The sequence below is a fragment of the Variovorax fucosicus genome, from assembly GCF_030316825.1.
Classification (GTDB): domain Bacteria; phylum Pseudomonadota; class Gammaproteobacteria; order Burkholderiales; family Burkholderiaceae_C; genus Variovorax; species Variovorax fucosicus.
In genome coordinates, this window is the sequence record NZ_JASZYU010000004.1 from 164,020 (window position 1) to 181,956 (window position 17,937).

General features: G+C 66.5%; 19 protein-coding genes and 1 tRNA gene. 14 read left to right on the forward strand and 6 right to left on the reverse strand.

The features are described from left to right. Positions 1-96: 96 nt before the first annotated feature. From iscR to QTI05_RS22990, 13 genes are all read left to right on the forward strand, one after another. Entirely contained in the window at positions 97-633 is a 537-nt protein-coding gene (iscR, locus tag QTI05_RS22930) for a Fe-S cluster assembly transcriptional regulator IscR (RefSeq protein ID WP_286542953.1), read from the forward strand. Positions 634-710: 77 nt separating this feature from the next. After that, on the forward strand, positions 711-1,931 hold the full coding sequence (locus QTI05_RS22935; RefSeq protein WP_286542954.1) for an IscS subfamily cysteine desulfurase: 1,221 nt from the start codon (positions 711-713) through the stop codon (positions 1,929-1,931). Between the two features lie 36 nt (positions 1,932-1,967). Next, complete coding sequence (iscU, locus tag QTI05_RS22940; protein WP_286542955.1) at positions 1,968-2,387, forward strand: Fe-S cluster assembly scaffold IscU; 420 nt, start codon at positions 1,968-1,970, stop codon at positions 2,385-2,387. A gap of 1 nt (position 2,388) precedes the next feature. Next, positions 2,389-2,712, forward strand: a complete 324-nt coding sequence (iscA, locus tag QTI05_RS22945) for an iron-sulfur cluster assembly protein IscA (RefSeq protein WP_286542957.1) — start codon at positions 2,389-2,391, stop codon at positions 2,710-2,712. Positions 2,713-2,856: 144 nt separating this feature from the next. Beyond that, positions 2,857-3,375, forward strand: coding sequence for a Fe-S protein assembly co-chaperone HscB (gene hscB, locus QTI05_RS22950; protein ID WP_286542958.1), 519 nt, complete (start codon positions 2,857-2,859; stop codon positions 3,373-3,375). A 4-nt stretch (positions 3,376-3,379) separates the two neighbouring features. After that, on the forward strand, positions 3,380-5,236 hold the full coding sequence (gene hscA, locus QTI05_RS22955) for a Fe-S protein assembly chaperone HscA (protein ID WP_286619738.1): 1,857 nt from the start codon (positions 3,380-3,382) through the stop codon (positions 5,234-5,236). Positions 5,237-5,248: 12 nt separating this feature from the next. Continuing rightward, positions 5,249-5,587, forward strand: coding sequence for an ISC system 2Fe-2S type ferredoxin (fdx, locus tag QTI05_RS22960; protein ID WP_286542960.1), 339 nt, complete (start codon positions 5,249-5,251; stop codon positions 5,585-5,587). Between the two features lie 85 nt (positions 5,588-5,672). Then, positions 5,673-6,392: a DNA polymerase III subunit epsilon gene (dnaQ, locus tag QTI05_RS22965; protein WP_286542962.1), complete on the forward strand. Its 720-nt coding sequence runs from the start codon at positions 5,673-5,675 to the stop codon at positions 6,390-6,392. 76 nt (positions 6,393-6,468) lie between these two features. Beyond that, a tRNA-Val gene (locus QTI05_RS22970) sits at positions 6,469-6,543 on the forward strand. A 117-nt stretch (positions 6,544-6,660) separates the two neighbouring features. After that, on the forward strand, positions 6,661-6,819 hold the full coding sequence (locus QTI05_RS22975; protein WP_286542964.1) for a hypothetical protein: 159 nt from the start codon (positions 6,661-6,663) through the stop codon (positions 6,817-6,819). A 32-nt stretch (positions 6,820-6,851) separates the two neighbouring features. Next, positions 6,852-7,955: an NAD(P)/FAD-dependent oxidoreductase gene (locus QTI05_RS22980; RefSeq protein ID WP_286619739.1), complete on the forward strand. Its 1,104-nt coding sequence runs from the start codon at positions 6,852-6,854 to the stop codon at positions 7,953-7,955. 111 nt (positions 7,956-8,066) lie between these two features. Continuing rightward, positions 8,067-8,381, forward strand: coding sequence for a glycine zipper domain-containing protein (locus QTI05_RS22985; RefSeq protein WP_286542968.1), 315 nt, complete (start codon positions 8,067-8,069; stop codon positions 8,379-8,381). Positions 8,382-8,447: 66 nt separating this feature from the next. Next, positions 8,448-9,152 (forward strand): phage holin family protein, encoded by a 705-nt coding sequence (locus tag QTI05_RS22990; protein WP_286542972.1) that lies wholly within the window; start codon positions 8,448-8,450, stop codon positions 9,150-9,152. A gap of 12 nt (positions 9,153-9,164) precedes the next feature. Here QTI05_RS22990 and QTI05_RS22995 read toward each other — a convergent pair whose 3' ends face one another. Next, positions 9,165-10,220, reverse strand: coding sequence for a quinone-dependent dihydroorotate dehydrogenase (locus QTI05_RS22995; RefSeq protein ID WP_286619740.1), 1,056 nt, complete (start codon positions 10,218-10,220; stop codon positions 9,165-9,167). 50 nt (positions 10,221-10,270) lie between these two features. Here QTI05_RS22995 and rpiA point away from each other — a divergent pair, with 50 nt between their 5' ends. After that, a complete protein-coding gene (gene rpiA, locus QTI05_RS23000; RefSeq protein ID WP_286619741.1) occupies positions 10,271-10,981 on the forward strand; it encodes a ribose-5-phosphate isomerase RpiA in 711 nt (236 codons plus the stop codon). Here rpiA and QTI05_RS23005 read toward each other — a convergent pair. The 5 genes from QTI05_RS23005 to QTI05_RS23025 all read right to left on the reverse strand — a co-directional run bounded on the left by QTI05_RS23005 (position 10,971) and on the right by QTI05_RS23025 (position 17,800). Continuing rightward, on the reverse strand, positions 10,971-11,606 hold the full coding sequence (locus QTI05_RS23005; RefSeq protein WP_286619742.1) for a glutaredoxin family protein: 636 nt from the start codon (positions 11,604-11,606) through the stop codon (positions 10,971-10,973). The two genes, rpiA and QTI05_RS23005, sit on opposite strands and share 11 nt — an antisense overlap. A 36-nt stretch (positions 11,607-11,642) precedes the next feature. Beyond that, positions 11,643-13,694, reverse strand: coding sequence for a M3 family metallopeptidase (locus QTI05_RS23010; protein ID WP_286619743.1), 2,052 nt, complete (start codon positions 13,692-13,694; stop codon positions 11,643-11,645). An 8-nt stretch (positions 13,695-13,702) separates the two neighbouring features. Beyond that, positions 13,703-14,554 carry a bifunctional methylenetetrahydrofolate dehydrogenase/methenyltetrahydrofolate cyclohydrolase FolD gene (folD, locus tag QTI05_RS23015; protein ID WP_286542979.1) on the reverse strand — a complete coding sequence of 284 codons (852 nt, stop codon included), beginning with the start codon at positions 14,552-14,554 and terminating at the stop codon, positions 13,703-13,705. A gap of 79 nt (positions 14,555-14,633) precedes the next feature. Further along, positions 14,634-15,263, reverse strand: coding sequence for a response regulator transcription factor (locus QTI05_RS23020; RefSeq protein ID WP_286542981.1), 630 nt, complete (start codon positions 15,261-15,263; stop codon positions 14,634-14,636). After that, positions 15,260-17,800 (reverse strand): PAS domain-containing sensor histidine kinase, encoded by a 2,541-nt coding sequence (locus QTI05_RS23025; protein ID WP_286619744.1) that lies wholly within the window; start codon positions 17,798-17,800, stop codon positions 15,260-15,262. Before QTI05_RS23025 ends, QTI05_RS23020 begins: the two co-directional genes overlap by 4 nt. Positions 17,801-17,937 lie beyond the last annotated feature (137 nt).

Sequence of the window (17,937 nt, forward strand, 5' to 3'; positions counted from 1 at the left end):
ACCAATCGACGACGGGTCGGTAAGGGCGGAGACGACGTCACCCAGCCCCACCCGGGTTCGGTGTCATTTCAACGGTAAGCACACCAGGAGCTTGCAATGCGTCTCACAACAAAAGGCCGTTTTGCGGTCACCGCGATGATCGACCTGGCCCTGCGCCAGAACACCGGCCCGGTCACGCTGGCTGCCATCAGCCAGCGCCAACAGATTTCACTCTCGTACCTCGAGCAGTTGTTCGGCAAGCTGCGCCGGCACGAACTGGTCGAGTCGACCCGTGGCCCGGGCGGCGGTTATTCGCTTGGCCGCAAGGCGGCCGAGATCACCGTGGCGGACATCATCGTTTCGGTCGATGAGCCGATCGACGCCACGCAGTGCGGCGGCAAGGAAAACTGCCTCGGCGAAGCCGGCCGCTGCATGACGCACGAGCTGTGGGCGTCGCTGAACCAGCGCATGGTCGAATTCCTCGACTCGGTCACGCTTCAAAAACTGGTCGACGACCAGCTCGCCAAAGGCGTGCAGGTCGAGAACAAGCCGGTCATCAAGCGTGCGATCTCGGCCCAGCCGGTGGTCAAGCCAATGCGGATCAACGCACCGAATTCGGTGTTTGCGCTGGGCAACGTTTTCGCCAAGTCGTGATGTGGTCGGTGCCTTCGGGCACCGCGCCGAACGCCCCCGATTCAACAATCTTCTTCCTCCGCCAGCCCGAGCCAGCCATGGACGTCACTCCTCATTTCCCGATCTACCTTGACTACGGCGCGACCACGCCGGTCGATCCGCGCGTTGTCGACGCGATGATTCCCTGGTTGCGCGAGCATTTCGGCAACCCGGCGTCGCGCAGTCATGCCTGGGGCTGGGAAGCCGAAGAGGCGGTCGAAAAGGCTCGTGGCGAAGTGGCCGACCTGATCGGCGCCGACCCGCGCGAAATCGTCTGGACCTCGGGCGCCACCGAATCGAACAACCTCGCGATCAAGGGCGCGGCCCAGTTCTACAAGGGCAAGGGCAAGCACCTGATCACGGTCAAGACCGAGCACAAGGCGGTGCTCGACACGATGCGCGAGCTGGAACGCCAGGGCTTCGAAGTCACGTACCTCGACGTGCAGGAAGACGGCCTGCTCGACCTCGACAAGTTCAAGGCCGCGATCCGCGCCGACACCATCCTCGCGAGCGTCATGTTCGTGAACAACGAGATCGGCGTCGTTCAGGACGTGGTTGCGCTCGGCAACATCTGCCGCGAAAAGGGCGTGATCTTTCATGTCGACGCGGCACAGGCCACCGGCAAGGTCGAGATCGACATGGCAAAGCTGCCCATCGACCTGTTGAGCCTGGCTTCGCACAAGACCTATGGCCCCAAGGGCATCGGCGCGCTGTACGTGCGCCGCAAGCCGCGCGTCCGGCTGGAAGCCCAGATGCACGGCGGTGGCCACGAGCGCGGCATGCGTTCGGGCACGCTGCCCACGCACCAGATCGTCGGCATGGGCGAGGCCTTCCGGCTTGCCAGGCTCGAGATGAAGGACGACATCGCCAAGGCCGCCGCATTGCAGAAGCGCCTGCTCGACGGCCTGAAGGACGTGGAGCAGGTCTTCATCAACGGCGACCTCGAACGGCGCGTGCCGCACAACCTGAACATCAGCTTCAACTACGTCGAAGGCGAGTCGCTGATCATGGGCATCAAGGGTCTGGCGGTGTCGTCGGGCTCGGCATGCACGTCGGCCAGCCTGGAGCCCAGCTACGTGCTGCGTGCGCTGGGCCGCAGCGACGAGTTGGCCCACAGCAGCCTGCGCATGACGATCGGCCGCTTCACGACCGAGGAAGAGATCGACTACGCGATCTCCACCATCAAGCACAACGTGGCGAAGCTGCGCGAACTCAGCCCCCTGTGGGAGATGTTCAAGGACGGCATCGACATCAGCACGATCCAGTGGTCGGCCCACTGATATCCACGCCCTGATCAAGTTCAAAGAGGTAACCCCATGGCATATTCACCCAAGGTCATCGACCACTACGAAAATCCCCGCAATGTCGGCTCGTTCGAAAAGGGCGACGACTCGGTTGGCACCGGCATGGTTGGTGCACCGGCCTGCGGCGACGTCATGAAGCTGCAGATCAAGGTCAACGCCGAAACCGGCGTGATCGAAGACGCGCGCTTCAAGACCTACGGCTGCGGCTCGGCCATCGCTTCCAGTTCGCTCGTGACCGAGTGGGTCAAGGGCAAGACGCTCGACGAAGCGGCTGCGCTCAAGAATTCGCAGATCGCCGAAGAACTGGCACTGCCGCCGGTCAAGATCCATTGCTCGATCCTGGCCGAAGACGCGATCAAGGCCGCCGTGAACGACTACAAGGCCAAGCACGGCGCCCCGGCGCAAGCTGTATCGGAAGCAGCGGTTCACTGAGATGGCTGTGACGCTCACCGAAGCGGCCGCGCGCCACGTCACACGCTACCTCGGCAAGCGGGGCAAGGGCGTGGGGGTACGGCTGGGCGTCAAGACCACCGGTTGCTCGGGCCTGGCCTACAAGCTGGAGTACGTGGACGAGTTCGCCCCGGAAGACGTCGTGTTCGAAGACCATGGCATCAAGGTGCTGGTCGACCCGAAAAGCCTGGCCTACATCGACGGCACGCAGCTCGACTTCGTGCGCGAAGGCCTGAACGAGGGCTTCAAGTTCATCAATCCGAACGAGCGCGATCGCTGCGGCTGCGGAGAGAGCTTCCGGATTTAGCCCACCCCCGAGGCGGCTCACTTCGTGTAGCCACTTCCCCCTCTAGGGGGCAACACCAGCGGCCCGGCAAAGCCGGTTCCGCGGTGTTCCCCGAGCTGGCACCGACACAGCCGCCGCTGACTTTGCAGGCGGTTTTTTATTGCCATGAATCTCCAAGACACCGATTTCGAACTGTTCGACGTGCCGACGACCTTCGCGCAGGACCGCGCCGCACTCGATGCGCGCTGGAAGGAACTGCAGCGCGAGGCGCACCCCGACCGCTTTGCGGCCCAGGGCGCCTCTGCACAGCGCGTGGCGATGCAATGGTCGGTTCGCATCAACGAGGCCTACCAGCGTCTCAAGAGCCCGATCCGGCGCGCGAGCTACCTGTGCGAGCTGAACGGCTCGCCGATCGAGGCCGAGAACAACACGGCCATGCCGGGCGATTTCCTGGTGCAGCAGATGGAGTGGCGCGAGGCGCTGGAAGACGTGGCTGACGAAACCGGCCTGGATGCCTTGCGCGACGAGGTCGACGCGGGCCGTGCGCGCGCGCTGTCGGCGCTCGACTGGCTGATCGACGAAAAAGGCGACTACCCGGGCGCGGCGCGCCAGGTCAGAGCCCTGATGTTCATTGAGCGTTTTGCCGAGGACATCGATGCCAAAGCCGCGCAGTGGGGACAATAGCGACATGGCATTGCTGCAGATTTCCGAACCGGGCCAGGCGCCCGACCCGCACCAGCGGCGCATCGCGGTCGGTATCGACCTCGGCACCACCCACTCGCTCGTCGCTGCGGTGCGCAGCGGCGTGGCCGAGTGCCTGCCCGATACCGAGGGCCGCGTGCTGCTGCCCTCGGCGGTGCGCTATGTCGACCGCGAGCGCCGCCAGATGGGCTTCGATGCGCTGGCCGCGCGCGCCGGGGATCCGGCCAACACCATCACCTCGGCCAAGCGGCTCATGGGCCGTGGGCTGGCCGACATCGCGAACCGCGATGCCATGCCGTACCGTCTGGTCGACGAAGGCGGCATGGTCAAGGTGCAGACGGCCGCCGGCCTGAAGTCGCCGGTCGAGGTCAGCGCCGAGATTCTGGCGACGCTGCGTTTTCGCGCCGAGGACAGTTTTGACGACGAGGTCTACGGCGCCGTGATCACCGTGCCGGCCTATTTCGACGAGGGCCAGCGCCAGGCCACCAAGGACGCGGCCGAACTGGCCGGCCTCAACGTGCTGCGCCTGATCAGCGAGCCGACCGCGGCTGCCATTGCCTACGGCCTCGACAACGCGAGCGAAGGCGTCTACGCGGTCTACGACCTCGGCGGCGGCACCTTCGACATCTCGATCCTTCGGCTCACGCAGGGCGTGTTCGAGGTGGTCGCCACCGGCGGCGACTCGGCGCTGGGCGGCGACGACTACGACCATGCGCTGGCCGATCTCGTGCTGGCGCAAACCGGTCTGAAGGCCGACAGCGACACCGACAAGGCCGCCTTGCTGGCGGCCGCGCGAGCCGCCAAGGAAGCGTTGTCCGACACCGATTCGATTGCTTTCCAAGCCCAGTTGGCGGGCGCTGAAGTCCGTCTCGATCTGAAACGCGAGCAATTCGACGGAGCTACCCGGCCGCTGACCGACCGCACCATCGCCGCCGTGCGCAAGGCACTGCGCGACGCGAAGCTCAAGCCTGAAGCGTTGCAGGGCATCGTGCTGGTCGGCGGCGCCACGCGCATGCCGCAGATTCGCGAAGCAGTGGCTGCGTTCTTCGGCCGGCCGCCGCTGACCAACCTGAACCCCGACGAGGTCGTGGCGCTCGGCGCCGCGATCCAGGCGAACCAATTGGCCGGCAACGCCGGAGCCAGCGACCTACTGCTGCTCGACGTGATTCCGCTCTCGCTCGGCATCGAGACCATGGGTGGCCTGGTCGAGCGCATCGTGCCGCGCAACCAGACGATCCCGACCGCAATGGCGCAGGATTTCACCACCTACCAGGACGGACAGACCGCGCTGGCCCTCCATGTGGTGCAGGGCGAGCGCGATCTGGTGGCCGACTGCCGCAGCCTGGCGCGGTTCGAGTTGCGCGGCATCCCGCCAATGGTTGCGGGTGCTGCACGCATCCGCGTGACCTTCACGGTCGATGCCGACGGTCTGCTGAGCGTGGGCGCGAAGGAGCAAGGCAGTGGCGTCGAGGCGCACGTGACGGTCAAGCCCTCGTACGGGCTGTCGGACGACCAGATCGCGGCGATGCTGCAGGAAAGCTTTTCGACCGCCGCTGCCGACATGCAGGCCCGCGCGCTGGTCGAAGCCCGCGTCGATGCCGACCGCATGCTGCTCGCGACCCAGAGCGCACTCGACGCCGATGGCGATCTGCTCGAGGCCGAGGAGCGCGCCGCCATCGCATCGCTCATGGTTGCGCTGCGCGAAGCGCGCGGTGCGACCGAAGCAGCAACGGTCGAAGCTGCCACTAAGGCACTGGCCGACGGCACCGAGGCCTTTGCCGCACAACGCATGAACCAGGGCATCGCGCGCGCGCTGTCGGGCCGCAAGGTCGAGTCTCTCTAGAAGCACAAGTAGATGCCCATCATCAAGATCCTCCCGCATGCGGAGTACTGCCCGCAGGGCGCAGAAGTCACCGCGCCAGCCGGCACCTCGATCTGCGAGGCGCTGCTGGACAACCACATCAACATCGAGCACGCCTGCGAGATGAGCGCTGCCTGCACCACCTGCCACGTGCTGGTGCGCCAGGGCTTCGAGTCGCTCAATCCGTCGGACGAAACCGAAGACGATCTGCTCGATCGCGCCTGGGGGCTGGAGCCGCAGTCGCGGTTGAGCTGCCAGGCGATACTGGCGCAGAAGGACGTGACGATCGAGATCCCCAAATACTCGATCAATCACGCCAAGGAGAATCATTGATGAGCGCAGCGCCGGGCCGCCCCGAGCAAGCTCGCACCCCCTTGGGGGGTGGCGAGGACACGAAGTGCCGAGACAGGGGGCACACATGAGTCGCCAGATCGTTCTCGATACCGAAACAACCGGGCTCTCTGCCGAGAACGGCGACCGCGTGATCGAACTCGGCTGCGTCGAGCTGTTCGCCCGCAAGCTGACCGGCAACGACCTGCACATCTACTTCAACCCCGAGCGCGAGAGCCACGAAGACGCCCTCAAGGTGCACGGGCTCACCACCGACTTCCTGCGCGACAAGCCCAAGTTCGCCACGCTGGCGGGCGACGTTGTCGAGTACCTGCGCGGCGCAGAACTCATCATTCACAACGCCGCCTTCGACGTCGGCTTCCTCAACAAGGAGCTCGAACTGGCCGGCCTGCCGCCGCTGCGCACCTTCGTCGGCGAGATCACCGACACGCTCGCGATGGCCAAGCAGGTGTACCCGGGCAAGCGCAACTCGCTCGATGCGCTGTGCGACCGCTTCGGCGTGGATCGCTCCAATCGCACTTTCCACGGCGCCAAGCTCGACGCGCAACTGCTGGCCGACGTCTACATCAACCTCACGCGGGGACAAGACGCGCTGTTGATCGATGTGGCGTCGAACGAGCCCACGCTCGGCATGGCGATCGCGGTGGATCTGCGCAGCTTTGCGCTGCCGGTGCTGCGCGCAGGCGAGCATGAACTGGCCCTGCACGAGGCTGCGTTGCAGCAACTCGACAAAGCCAGCAACGGCCGCACACTGTTTCGCCAAGCTGGCGAAAATGCTGTGGCATAATCGCGGGCTTCGCACGAAAGTGTCGAACATTTCTGGCGGTGCCAGCAGCCCTCGCGGCTGTTCCAGGTACCGCTCGGGGCGGTTAGCTCAGGGGTAGAGCACAGCATTCACACTGCTGGGGTCGGAGGTTCGAAACCTCCACCGCCCACCAATTTCCTTCGTATTTGCGCACGCATGTCGGCCCCGGCCGACGCATGGTTGCGCGTGTCCACCGTGGCGGTCGACGCGCATCGGCGGTAGAAAGAAGCGAAGCGAAAGGAGGCCCGGCATGGCCACATTCCCCGATTTGCCCACCCCGATCACGCCCAACCCGGACGACCCCGCCGATTTGCCGGTTGAGCCCGACCAGGGGCCCGGCACGCCGCCGATCGAACCCGACGAGCCCGGCAGTCCGGCTCGCATGGCATTCCGTCGGGCCGGCGCTTGAACGCAGTCCCGTTGCGCGGCTAAGCTCGCGCGATGGATGAATTCGATTGCGCCGTCATCGGTGCCGGCGTGGTGGGTCTGGCCGTGGCGCGCGAACTGGCGCTCGCCGGGCGCGAGGTAATCGTGCTGGAGGGCGAAGGCGCGATCGGTACCGGCACCAGCTCGCGCAACAGCGAGGTGATTCACGCCGGCATCTATTACCCCAAGGGGTCGCTGAAGGCGCAGTTGTGCGTCGAGGGCAAACACCTTCTCTACGACTACCTCATCGCGCGCGGGCTGCCCCATCGCCGCTGTGGCAAGCTCATCGTGGCCACTTCACAGGCGCAAGTCGCCCAGCTCGACGCGATTCGCGCCAGGGCCGTCGACAACGGCGTCGATGACCTCGAATGGCTCACGGCCGATCAGGCTCGCGAGATGGAGCCGCAGTTGCATTGCCTGGCGGCACTGCATTCGCCCAGCACCGGCATCGTCGACAGCCATGCGCTGATGCTGAGCCTGCAAGGCGAACTCGAAAACGCCGGTGGCGTGGTGGCGCTCAAATCGCCGGTTGCGGGTGCCGAATGTGGGCCCGGGTCGATCGTCCTGGCCGCTGTGGACGGCACGCAACTGCGTTGCCGCAGCGTGGTCAATGCGGCAGGGCTGGGCGCACCTATGTTGGCGAAGCGGTTCGACGGGCTGCGTGCCGATGCCGTGCCGACCGCGTACTTTGCCAAGGGCAACTATTTCACTCTGGCCGGCCGCGCGCCATTCACGCGCTTGATCTACCCGGTGCCGGAAGCGGCGGGCCTCGGCGTCCATCTCACGCTCGATCTGGGCGGGCAGGCCAAATTCGGGCCTGACGTGCAATGGGTGGATTCTCCGCAGGATCTGGTCGTCGACCCGATCCGGAGCGAAGGCTTCTATGCCGAGGTGCGCCGCTACTGGCCGGCGCTTGCAGACGGCGCGCTCGTGCCCGGCTACGCCGGCATCCGGCCGAAGATCTCCGGGCCGGGCGAGCCGGCCGCCGACTTCATGATCCAGGGGCCGGCGCAGCACGGCGTGGCGGGGCTCGTCAATCTGTTCGGCATCGAATCCCCCGGGCTGACCAGCAGCCTGGCGATAGCCCGCCGCGTTGCGCAATTGCTGGCAAAAGTCTGAGCGCGGGCACGAAAAAGACCCGCGCAACCCATGTACGATGGAACGGCACGCCGCTTGCAGGCGTGCGGTGGCCGGCGCGGTGCCGGCGCAACTCACGGAGGGACGATTTCAATGACTGCATCCACTCAAAACCTCGAAGCGGCTGCCAACGCGGTGGCTGAAGATCTGGCGAACGACGTGCGCGGCGTTCTGGCCAGCAAGGAACTCGACGCGGTCCCCCACATCAAGGCGCTGCGCCAGCGGGTGGATGCCAAGTTGGCGATCGCCCGTGAACTGGCCGCCGAAAAGGGCAAGCTCGCCGCCAAGAAGGCGCGCGACGCGGCCGACACCGCCAACGCCTACGCGCACGATGAACCGTGGCAGATCGCCGGTGCCGCCCTCGCGGTCGGCGTGCTGGTGGGTCTGCTGCTTGGCCGCCGCAGCTGAGCGCGCGGCCCTACACGCGCAACGCCCGCCGCCTGAACGCCTGAATCGCAGGCTGGAGGCCTGTCGATGAAGCTCATGTCGCTGTTCGGGCTGGACGCCCGGCTGCGTCGGCTGCGCATTGCGGCCGGTGAGGGCGCGCTGGCGGCGGAAGACCGCGTTCAGCTGGTGCGCATGGCATGGGAGGACGAGAAGCGGCGTCTCAAGCAGATGCTGGTTCTGGTGATCGCCGTGCTGGGCCTCACCACGGTCACGGTGGCCTTGCTGTCGGTGGCAGTGGTGGTGCATTTCTGGGACACGCCGAGCCGCACCACGGCGGCCTGGTCGGTGGCCGGGGTATGGATCGCGCTCTGGCTGAGCGCCGTGGTGGCACTCGTGTCGACGCTGCAAGGTGCGAAGAGTGCCTTTGCACCCACCCGTCGCGAGTTCGAGCGCGACTGGGAATGGGCACAACAGCGCTTTGGCCTGGGTGGAGATCACGACGAGGAGGGCGACGCTGCCGCACCTTCCCCGCGTCCGGCCACGCAGGCGGAACTGCTCGCCCGCATCGAACGGCAGCGCCAGCGCATTGCGGTGCTTGAAACACCAGCGCCGGCGGCGACGCCCGGCGCCCCTCCACCCGACGAATCGCCAGCCGCCGCGGCGTTGCGCATAGCGCGGCAGCATCCGGTTGCTTCCGGCGTGGCTGCCGCCGCGGTGGTGGCAGCCCTCGGGCCGCGCCGATTGCTGCGGTGGGCCGCACTGATCGCGCCCGTGCTCTGGCGCATGCGTTGAACGGATGAGCGCTCAGGCGCTCTTCAGCGCCTTCGCGGCCTCGCGCACCAGCGCGGGGCCGCGGTAGATCAACCCGGTGTAGATCTGCACCACGTCGGCACCGGCCGCGATCTTGGCCCTGGCATCGGCCGCATTCAAAATGCCGCCCACGCCGATGATCGGGAACCCCTTCCCCAATGCTGCACGCAGCTGCGCAACCACACGGTTGCTGGCCTCGCGCACTGGCGCGCCCGAGAGGCCGCCGCTTTCGTTGCCGTGCGGCAGGCCCGCCACCGCATCGCGCGCCAGCGTGGTGTTGGTCGCGATCACGCCATCCATGGCGTGGCGCTTGAGCGTCGCGGCAATCACGGCAACCTGTGCTTCTTCGAGATCCGGCGCGATCTTCACGAACAGCGGCACGCGCTTGCCGTGCGCCGCGGCCAGTGCCTCCCGCCGTTGCGCCAGCGTGCCCAGCAGCGCATCGAGCGCCTCGTCGCTTTGCAGCGTGCGCAGGTTGGCGGTGTTGGGGCTCGAGATGTTGATCGTCACGTAGTCGGCGTGCGGATACACCCCTTCGAGGCACAGCAGGTAGTCGTCGGTGGCGCGCTCGATCGGGGTGGCCGCGTTCTTGCCGATGTTGAGGCCGAGCAGCATCGGGCCCGAACGGCCGGCGCGCTTGCGAAACCGTGCGCGCTGCACGTTCGAGATGAACGCATCGAGCCCTTGGTTGTTGAAGCCGAGGCGGTTGATCAACGCTTCGCGCTGCGGCAGGCGGAACATGCGCGGCTTGGCATTGCCGGGCTGCGCTTTCGGGGTGACCGTGCCGACCTCGACGAAGCCAAAGCCCATGGCTGCGAAGGCGTCGATGCAGCGTGCGTTCTTGTCGAGCCCGGCGGCAAGGCCGACCTTGTTGGGAAAGCTCAACCCCGCCAGCGTGACCGGGTCTTCCACGCGCGCGGCCGTGTAGACGCAGGCCAGCGGTGTGTTCTGCGTGCGGGCCAGCCCGTCGAGCGTGAGTTCGTGCGCATGCTCCGCGTCGAGGCCGAACAGGAAAGGGCGGGCGAGGGCGTAGGGCAGCAACAGCGACATCGGATAATCCAGGGCTTCAGACAGACAACGACAACCCAGGATTCTCCCCGATGACCGCCAGCCCGCTCCCCCAAGACGAACTCAAGACCCAGGTCGGCCGCGCCGCGCTCGACTACGTGGTGGCCGGCGAGATCGTCGGCGTCGGCACCGGCTCGACGGTCAACAAGTTCATCGAGGCGCTGGCGACGATCAAGCACACGATCCGCGGCGCGGTGTCGAGCTCGGTGGCTTCGACCGAACGCTTGCGTGCGCTCGGCATCGAGGTGTTCGACAGCAACGAGGTGGAGGAACTGGCCGTGTACATCGACGGCGCCGACGAGATCGACGGCCACGGTTTCATGATCAAGGGCGGTGGCGCGGCGCTCACGCGCGAGAAGATCGTCGCTGCGCAGTCCCGGCGTTTTGTCTGCATTGCCGATCTGTCGAAGCGGGTCGAGGTGCTTGGCGCGTTTCCGTTGCCGGTGGAAGTGATTCCGATGGCGGCGCGCCGCGTGATGCGCCAGTTCGAACGGCTGGGCGGACTGGCCCAGGTGCGCGAGCGGGACGGCCTGCCGCTGGTCACCGACAACGGCCAGCACATCGTCGACGTGACGGGCCTGAAGATCACCGATCCGCTCGCGTTCGAGACCGAGGTGAGCCAGTGGCCCGGCGTGGTGACGGTGGGCGTGTTCGCGCACCAGAAGGCCGACGTGTGCCTGCTCGGCACACCGGACGGCGTTCAGACGCTTGTCTTCGGCGGCGCGGCGTCGCTCAGAACTTGATGCCGGCCGGGTTGCTCTGCGTCGGGCCGGTTGCGGCGGGTGGAGGAGCCGGCGCAGCCGCCGGTGCGGGCGCTGCCGCGGGACGCGGGGGCGCTGCCTGTTGGACCGCCACCAGCGGTTGGGCCGGCGGACGGTTGTAGCCTGCCGGCAATTGGTTGCTCTTGGGGTAGCCGGCCGCGTCGAGGTACTGCGACCACTCACCGTCCGAATAGCCCTTGAGCTGCTGCGCGCCGATGGTCAGCAGCGGCAGCGAGTTCTGCCCGCTCAGGCGCTGGAGTGCGTCGATGTCTTCGTTGGTCTTGACGATGCGTTCGTCGAACGGAATGCCACGCGTGGTCAGCATCGAGCGCGCGGTGCCGCAGGGTACGCAGTCTTCGCCGGTGTAGATCGTGACCGGGTAGCGCTGAACCACCAGGCGCAATTCGTACGGCAGGCCCGCGCCGGTGGCGCCAGCCGCCGCGCCGCCGCCGCGTGGCGCGGTGGGCTGCACGTTGGCGGCCGGCGGCTGATCCGAGAAGGTGACCTTGCCATTCTTGTCGACGTTGCGGTACACGGGCTGCGCGATGGCGCCAGCGGCGACCAGCAAGAAGGCAAGCGCAGTGAGACGGGGGGTGGAAAGGGTCATCGGAAACTCCGGGTCAACGAATGACCCGAGTATCCATCAGGCCGCCTCGACTTCGGCCATGCCCTGGTGGCGCAACAGTGCATCGAGCTGCGGTTCGCGGCCGCGGAAGGCCTTGAACGACTCCATCGCGCTGCGGCTGCCGCCGGCCTCGAGAATCGCCTGCCGGTACTTGCGGCCGGTCTCGATGCTCGGCTCGCCATTGCTGCCCACGGTTTCCTCGAAGGCCGCATAGGCGTCGGCGCTCAGCACCTCGGCCCACTTGTAGCTGTAGTAGCCGGCTGCGTAGCCGCCCGAGAAGATGTGGCTGAAGGTGTTGGGCGTGCGGCTGAACTCGGGCGAGGGCATCACCGCGACCTCGCTGCGCACCTCGCCCAGCAGCGCCATCACCGCGCCGGGAGCGGCCGTCGCGGCGTCGTAGCGCGTATGCAGCAGCATGTCGAACAGCGAGAACTCGATCTGGCGCAGCGTCTGCAGGCCGCTCTGGAAGTTCTTGGCCGCGGTCATCTTGTCGAACAGCGCGCGCGGCAGCGGCGCGCCGGTGTCGACGTGCGAAGTCATGTGCGAAAGAACGTCCCACTCCCAGCAGAAGTTCTCCATGAACTGGCTCGGCAGCTCGACCGCATCCCATTCGACGCCGCTGATGCCCGAGACATCGCGCTCGTTGATCTGCGTGAGCATGTGGTGCAGGCCGTGGCCGAACTCGTGGAACAGCGTGGTCACGTCGTCGTGCGTGAGCAGCGGCGGCTTGCCGTCGACGCCTTCGGCGAAGTTGCAGACCAGTTGCGCGATCGGCGTTTGCAGCGCGCCGGTGTCGGGCCGCAGCCAGCGTGCGCGCACGTCGTCCATCCAGGCGCCGCCGCGCTTGCCGGCGCGCGCCGACGGGTCGAGGTAGAACTGGCCGATCTTCTGCCCTGCGCGCTCGATGCGGTAGAACTCGACGGCCGGGTGCCACACCGGTGCGCCGTCGCGTTGGATGTTCACTTCAAACAGCGTCTCGACAATCTTGAACAGGCCGGCCATCACCTTCGGCGCGGTGAAGTACTGCTTGACCTCCTGTTCGCTGAAGGAATAGCGCGCCTCCTTGAGCTTTTCGCCCACGTAGCTCCAGTCCCAAGGCTGCGGGTCGCTCATGCCAAGCTGCTCGCTCGCGAATGCACGCAGGTCGGCCAGGTCGCGCTCCCCGTAGGGCCTGGCCTTGGCGGCGAGGTCGCGCAGGAACTTGATCACCTGGTCGGGCGAATCCGCCATCTTCGGCACCACCGAGAGTTCGCCGAAGTTCTTGTAGCCGAGCAACTGCGCTTCTTCCTGCCGCAGAGCGAGGATCTCGCGGATCAGCGCCGTGTTGTCGAGCGCCGGATCGCCGAACTCGCTGGCGCGCGTGACATACGCGCGGTAGAGCGTCTGGCGCAACGCGCTGCTTTTTGCAAACTGCATCACGGGCAGGTAGCAAGGCATCTTGAGCGTGAGCTTGTAGCCTTCCTTGCCCTCGGATTCGGCCGCCGCACGCGCGGTACTGACCACGTCTTCGGGCACGCCTTCGAGTTCGCCCAGGGCCGCGTAGTACGCGAAGGCATCGGTGGCGTCGAGGGCGTTCTCGCTGAACTTCTGGCTCAGCTCGGCCTGGCGTTCCTGGATCGCGGCAAAACGCTCCTTGGCTGCGCCCTGCAATTCGGCGCCGCCAAGCACGAAGTTGCGCACCGCGTACTTGTGGGCCTGGCGCTGCTCGGGGTTCAGCGTGGCCGGGTCGATCGCCTTGTACTTGGCGTAGAGACGCTCGTCGGAGCCGAGCCGCGTCCAGAACGCCGTGACGCGCGGCATGGCGTCGTTGTAGGCGGCGCGCAGTTCGGGCGTGTCCGCCACCGCATTGAGATGGCCGATCGCGCCCCAGGCGCGGCTGAAACGCTCGGTCGACACATCGAGCACCTTCGCAATGGCCAGCCATTCGGCCGGGAACGCCGGCGCGGTGACGGTCTGCAGCGCGGTATCGGCCTCGGCCAGCAGCACGTCGACCGCAGGGGCAACATGCTCGGGCCGGATCTGGTCGAACAGCGGGAGGTCGGTGAAGTCGAGGAGCGGATTGGGGTTCATGGTTTCAATCAATTTGCGGCGCGTTCGGCCGCTTCAAGGGTGTTCACCAGCAACATCGTGATGGTCATGGGGCCCACGCCGCCGGGCACCGGCGTGATCCAGCCGGCCACTTCGCGCACGCCGTCGAAGTCGACATCGCCGCAGAGCTTGCCTTCGTCGGTGCGGTTCATGCCGACGTCGATCACGACCGCGCCGGGCTTCACCATGTCGGCCGTGAGCACATTGCGCTTGCCGACGGCGGCGACGATCACGTCGGCCTGGCGCGTCATGGCGCCGAGGTCGGGCGTTGCGCTGTGGCAGATGGTCACGGTGGCGCTCTGGGCCAGCAGCATCAGCGCCATGGGCTTGCCGACGATGTTGCTGCGGCCGATCACCACCGCATGCTTGCCGCGCAGCTTGTAGCCGATGGACTCCAGCATCTTCATGCAGCCGTAGGGTGTGCAGGGCCAGAAGCCGGGCGCGCCGGTCATGAGCGCGCCTGCGCTCGCGACGTGGAAGCCGTCGACGTCCTTGGCCGGCGAGATGGCTTCGATGACCTTTTGCGCGTCGATGTGGGCGGGCAGCGGCAACTGCACCAGGATGCCGTGGATGGCGGGGTCGTTGTTGAGCGCATCGACGCGTGCCAGCAGGTCAGCTTCGCTCAGTTCGGCCGGGTACTTTTCCAGGACCGAGTGCAGGCCGTTGTCTTCGCAGGCCTTGACCTTGTTGCGCACGTAGACCTGGCTGGCCGGGTTTTCGCCGACCAGCACCACGGCGAGGCCGGGCGTGACGCCTTTCGTCCTGAGGGCGGCGGCGCGGGAGGCGACCTCGGTGCGCAGGGTGCGGGACAGCGCGGTGCCGTCGATCAATTGAGCCGTCATGGGTTTCGATTCTCCAAGTAAAAACGCCCGCTGACGCAGGCGTGGCGGGCATTCATGGCTATCGCGGCGATAGGGTCGTCTAGGCCTTGGCCGGGGCGGCCTGCCCGAGCGCGATCTTGAGCAGATCGGCCACGGTATTGGCGTTGAGCTTCTCCATGATGTTGGCGCGGTGCGCTTCCACCGTCTTGATGCTGATGCCGAGGTCGTCGGCGATCTGCTTGTTCAGGCGACCGGCGACGATGCGCTCGAGCACCTGTGCCTCGCGGCCGGTGAGCTTGGACAGCAGCGCGTCGCGGCTGGCCGATTGCTGGTGCTGCGCAAAGGCGCCGCGGGCGTGCTCGAGCATGCGCTCGACCAGCGTGACCAGTTCCTCGTCGTTGAAGGGCTTCTGGATGAAATCCATCGCACCCTTCTTCATCGAGTCGACCGCCATCGGCACGTCGCCGTGGCCGGTGATGACGACGATCGGCAGCGGCGAGCGGCGCTCGATCAGCCGATCCTGCAACTCGAGACCGGTCATGCCGGCCATGCGGATGTCGACGATCAGGCAGGCCACTTCGCGCGGGTCGTAGCGCGACAGAAAGGACTCGGCCGAATCGAAACAGCGCACCCTGTAGTCCTTGCCTTCCAACAACCACTGGAGGGAATCGCGCACTGCTTCGTCGTCGTCGACGACGTAGACCGTGCCCTTCTTCGGAATCAAACTCATGCGGGTACCTTTGCCTCGTCGCTTGCTACGGAATTGATAGCGTCAAGCACCGGAATCCAGAAGGAAAAACGGCACCCGACGACCTCTGAACCATTGTAGAGGTTCTCTGCCTGCATACGGCCGCGGTGCGACTCGACGATGGTGCGGCACAGGTTCAGCCCGATGCCCATGCCTTCGGGCTTGGTCGAGAAGAAGGCCTCGTAGAGCCGGTCCATCACCTCGGGCGCCAGGCCCATGCCGGTGTCCTGCACCGAGAACTCGACGGCATTCTGGCCTTCGGCCATCCTCGGCAACACGCGCAGCTCGACGCTGCGGCGCGCCAGCGGCCGATCGGCCGCGTCGATCGACTCGGCTGCGTTCTTCAGCAGATTGACCAGCACCTGCTCGATCAGGATCGGATCTACGCGCAGGATCGGCAGCCGCGCCGCCACGTAGTGGTTGAGCCGCACGTTGCGCCGGCGCAGTTCGATACCGGCCAATTCGACCGCTTCGCTGACCATTGCGCCGACCTCGGCCGGCGTGCGGTTCGGCTCGCTGCGCTTCACGAAGGAGCGGATGCGCTGGATGATCTGGCCGGCACGCTGCGCCTGCTTGGACGTTTTGTCGAGGGCCGCCAGCAACGCTTCGTTGTCGATGGTCTGGCCGCGGATGCGCGAGGCCATGCCGTTGCAATAGTTGGTGATGGCGGTCAGCGGCTGGTTCAGCTCGTGTGCCACGCTGGAGGCCATCTCGCCCATCGTGATCAGGCGGCTGGCGGACTGCGCGCGATCCGCCTGTGCGGCCGACAGATCCTCGGCGTCGCGCCGCGGTGTGATGTCGGTGGCGATCACCATCTGTGCCAGCCGGCCGTCGACCCAGGTCAGGTAGCGCGAGCGCACTTCGAGCCACTTGCCGAGCTCGGGCACGAAGATCTCGTTGTTGGCCGGCTGCGCGCCGGTCAGCGTGTCGATCGGCAGGCCGGCGAACGGGTCGACGTCGTCCAGCCCCTCGTCGTGCGCCTGGGACGCCGGCACGCCAGCCTGCGCCACCATGCCGAGGTGGCCGATGGTGTCGGAGCCGAACCAGCTGCGGTAGAGCTTGTTGGCGAACAGCAGTTCCTCGCTGCCGAGCGGTGCCACCGACACCGAGGCGTCGAGCGCTTCCAGCACCGTGGTGAAGCGCTCGTGCGAGGCCGACAACTGCTCGCGGATGCGCGTGGGCTCGGTGATGTCGGTCATCGACGTCATCCAGCCGGTTTGATGTCCGCGCGCATCGATCAGCGGCGACACGTACAGGCGGGCGCTGAACACGCTGCCGTTCTTTCGCTTCACGCGCACCTGAAAGCCGCCGGGCAGGGCGCGGCCATGCAGCTCTTCCTCGAGCCGCTCGTTCATCACCTCGCGGTCGGATTCCAGCCAGTAGGGGAAAGGCGGCGTCTGGCCGACCAGCTCGGACTCGCTCCAGCCGGTCATCGCGCAGAACGCCGCGTTGACGTAGGTGATGCGGCCTTCGAGATCAAGCACGCGCATGCCGGTCAGCATGGAGTTCTCCATCGCCCGGCGGAAGTTGGTTTCGGCCATCAGCGCCTGTTGTGCCTGCAGGCGCCGCCGGGTGTGGCGCCACGTGCCGATCAGCATCCAGCTGGTGAGCACGCTGAGCGCGACCACCAGCCAGAACAGCCCGTTGCCGACGATGCCCTGCGAGGTGCGGTAGGCCTGTGCGCGCAGCAGCAGGCCGTTGCCGACCGGTGACACCGGTACCTCGTATTCGTTGGTGTGCTCGGCCCAGGGCAGCAGCCGCGCGCCGGCCTCGCGCGGATTGACGGTGTTGCCGGCGATCAATCCGTCCTTGGCGTCGAGCAGCGACACCGCATAGCGTGCCGACACCTCGGGCGGGATGCCGTAGCGCAGCAGCCCGTCGATCGAGAACTCCCCGAGCACCACGCCGGCAAACAGGCCCTGGTCGAACAGTGGAATGTGGAGCTGCAGCAGGCTTGGCGGATCGCTGCCCGCCACCGGCTGCGAAAACACCGGCTGGCGCAATTCGCGCGCGAGCGCGTAGTTGGTTTCGATATCGCCCGGACGCAGCACCTCGCCGATCGCATGTTGCTGGGCCGGATGCAGGCTGGGTGCCCCATAGGCCGCGCGCACACGGCGCCGGTCGTCGATCCAGGTCACGGCCTGCAGCTCGGGGAACTGGCTCACCAGCGACTCGGACCGGCTCGCGAACTCGGTCGGATCGATCTCGCGATTGGATGCATCGCGCGCGATGCGCATCAGCTGCTCCTGCCGCTCGAGTAACCGCAACCGCACGCGCTGCTGGGCGTATTCGACATCGCGCTTGACCGACTCCTGCTCGCGCCCGAGCTCTTCGGCGCGCAGATACCAGAAGGCCGACACGATGGCCGCCAGAAACAGCAACACCGCTGCCAGCGGCGCCAGCATGGCGACCGCGTCCTGCAACACCGGCGTTTGCCTGCGCCACCAGCGGCGCCACCACGACAACGGCGACGCGCTCACGACCTGGCGCGCTGCAGTGACGGGGGAAGAGAGGGGCATCGCGCGAGTTTAGGGGAACCCCCGACTTGTGCCGCTGGACACGCCTGAAATGGCTTTCGATGGGGCAGGCGATTAGCTGCCCCATCGCCCAACAAGTACTGCAATACGTTTCATAATAAGAAATCGATACGCACCAT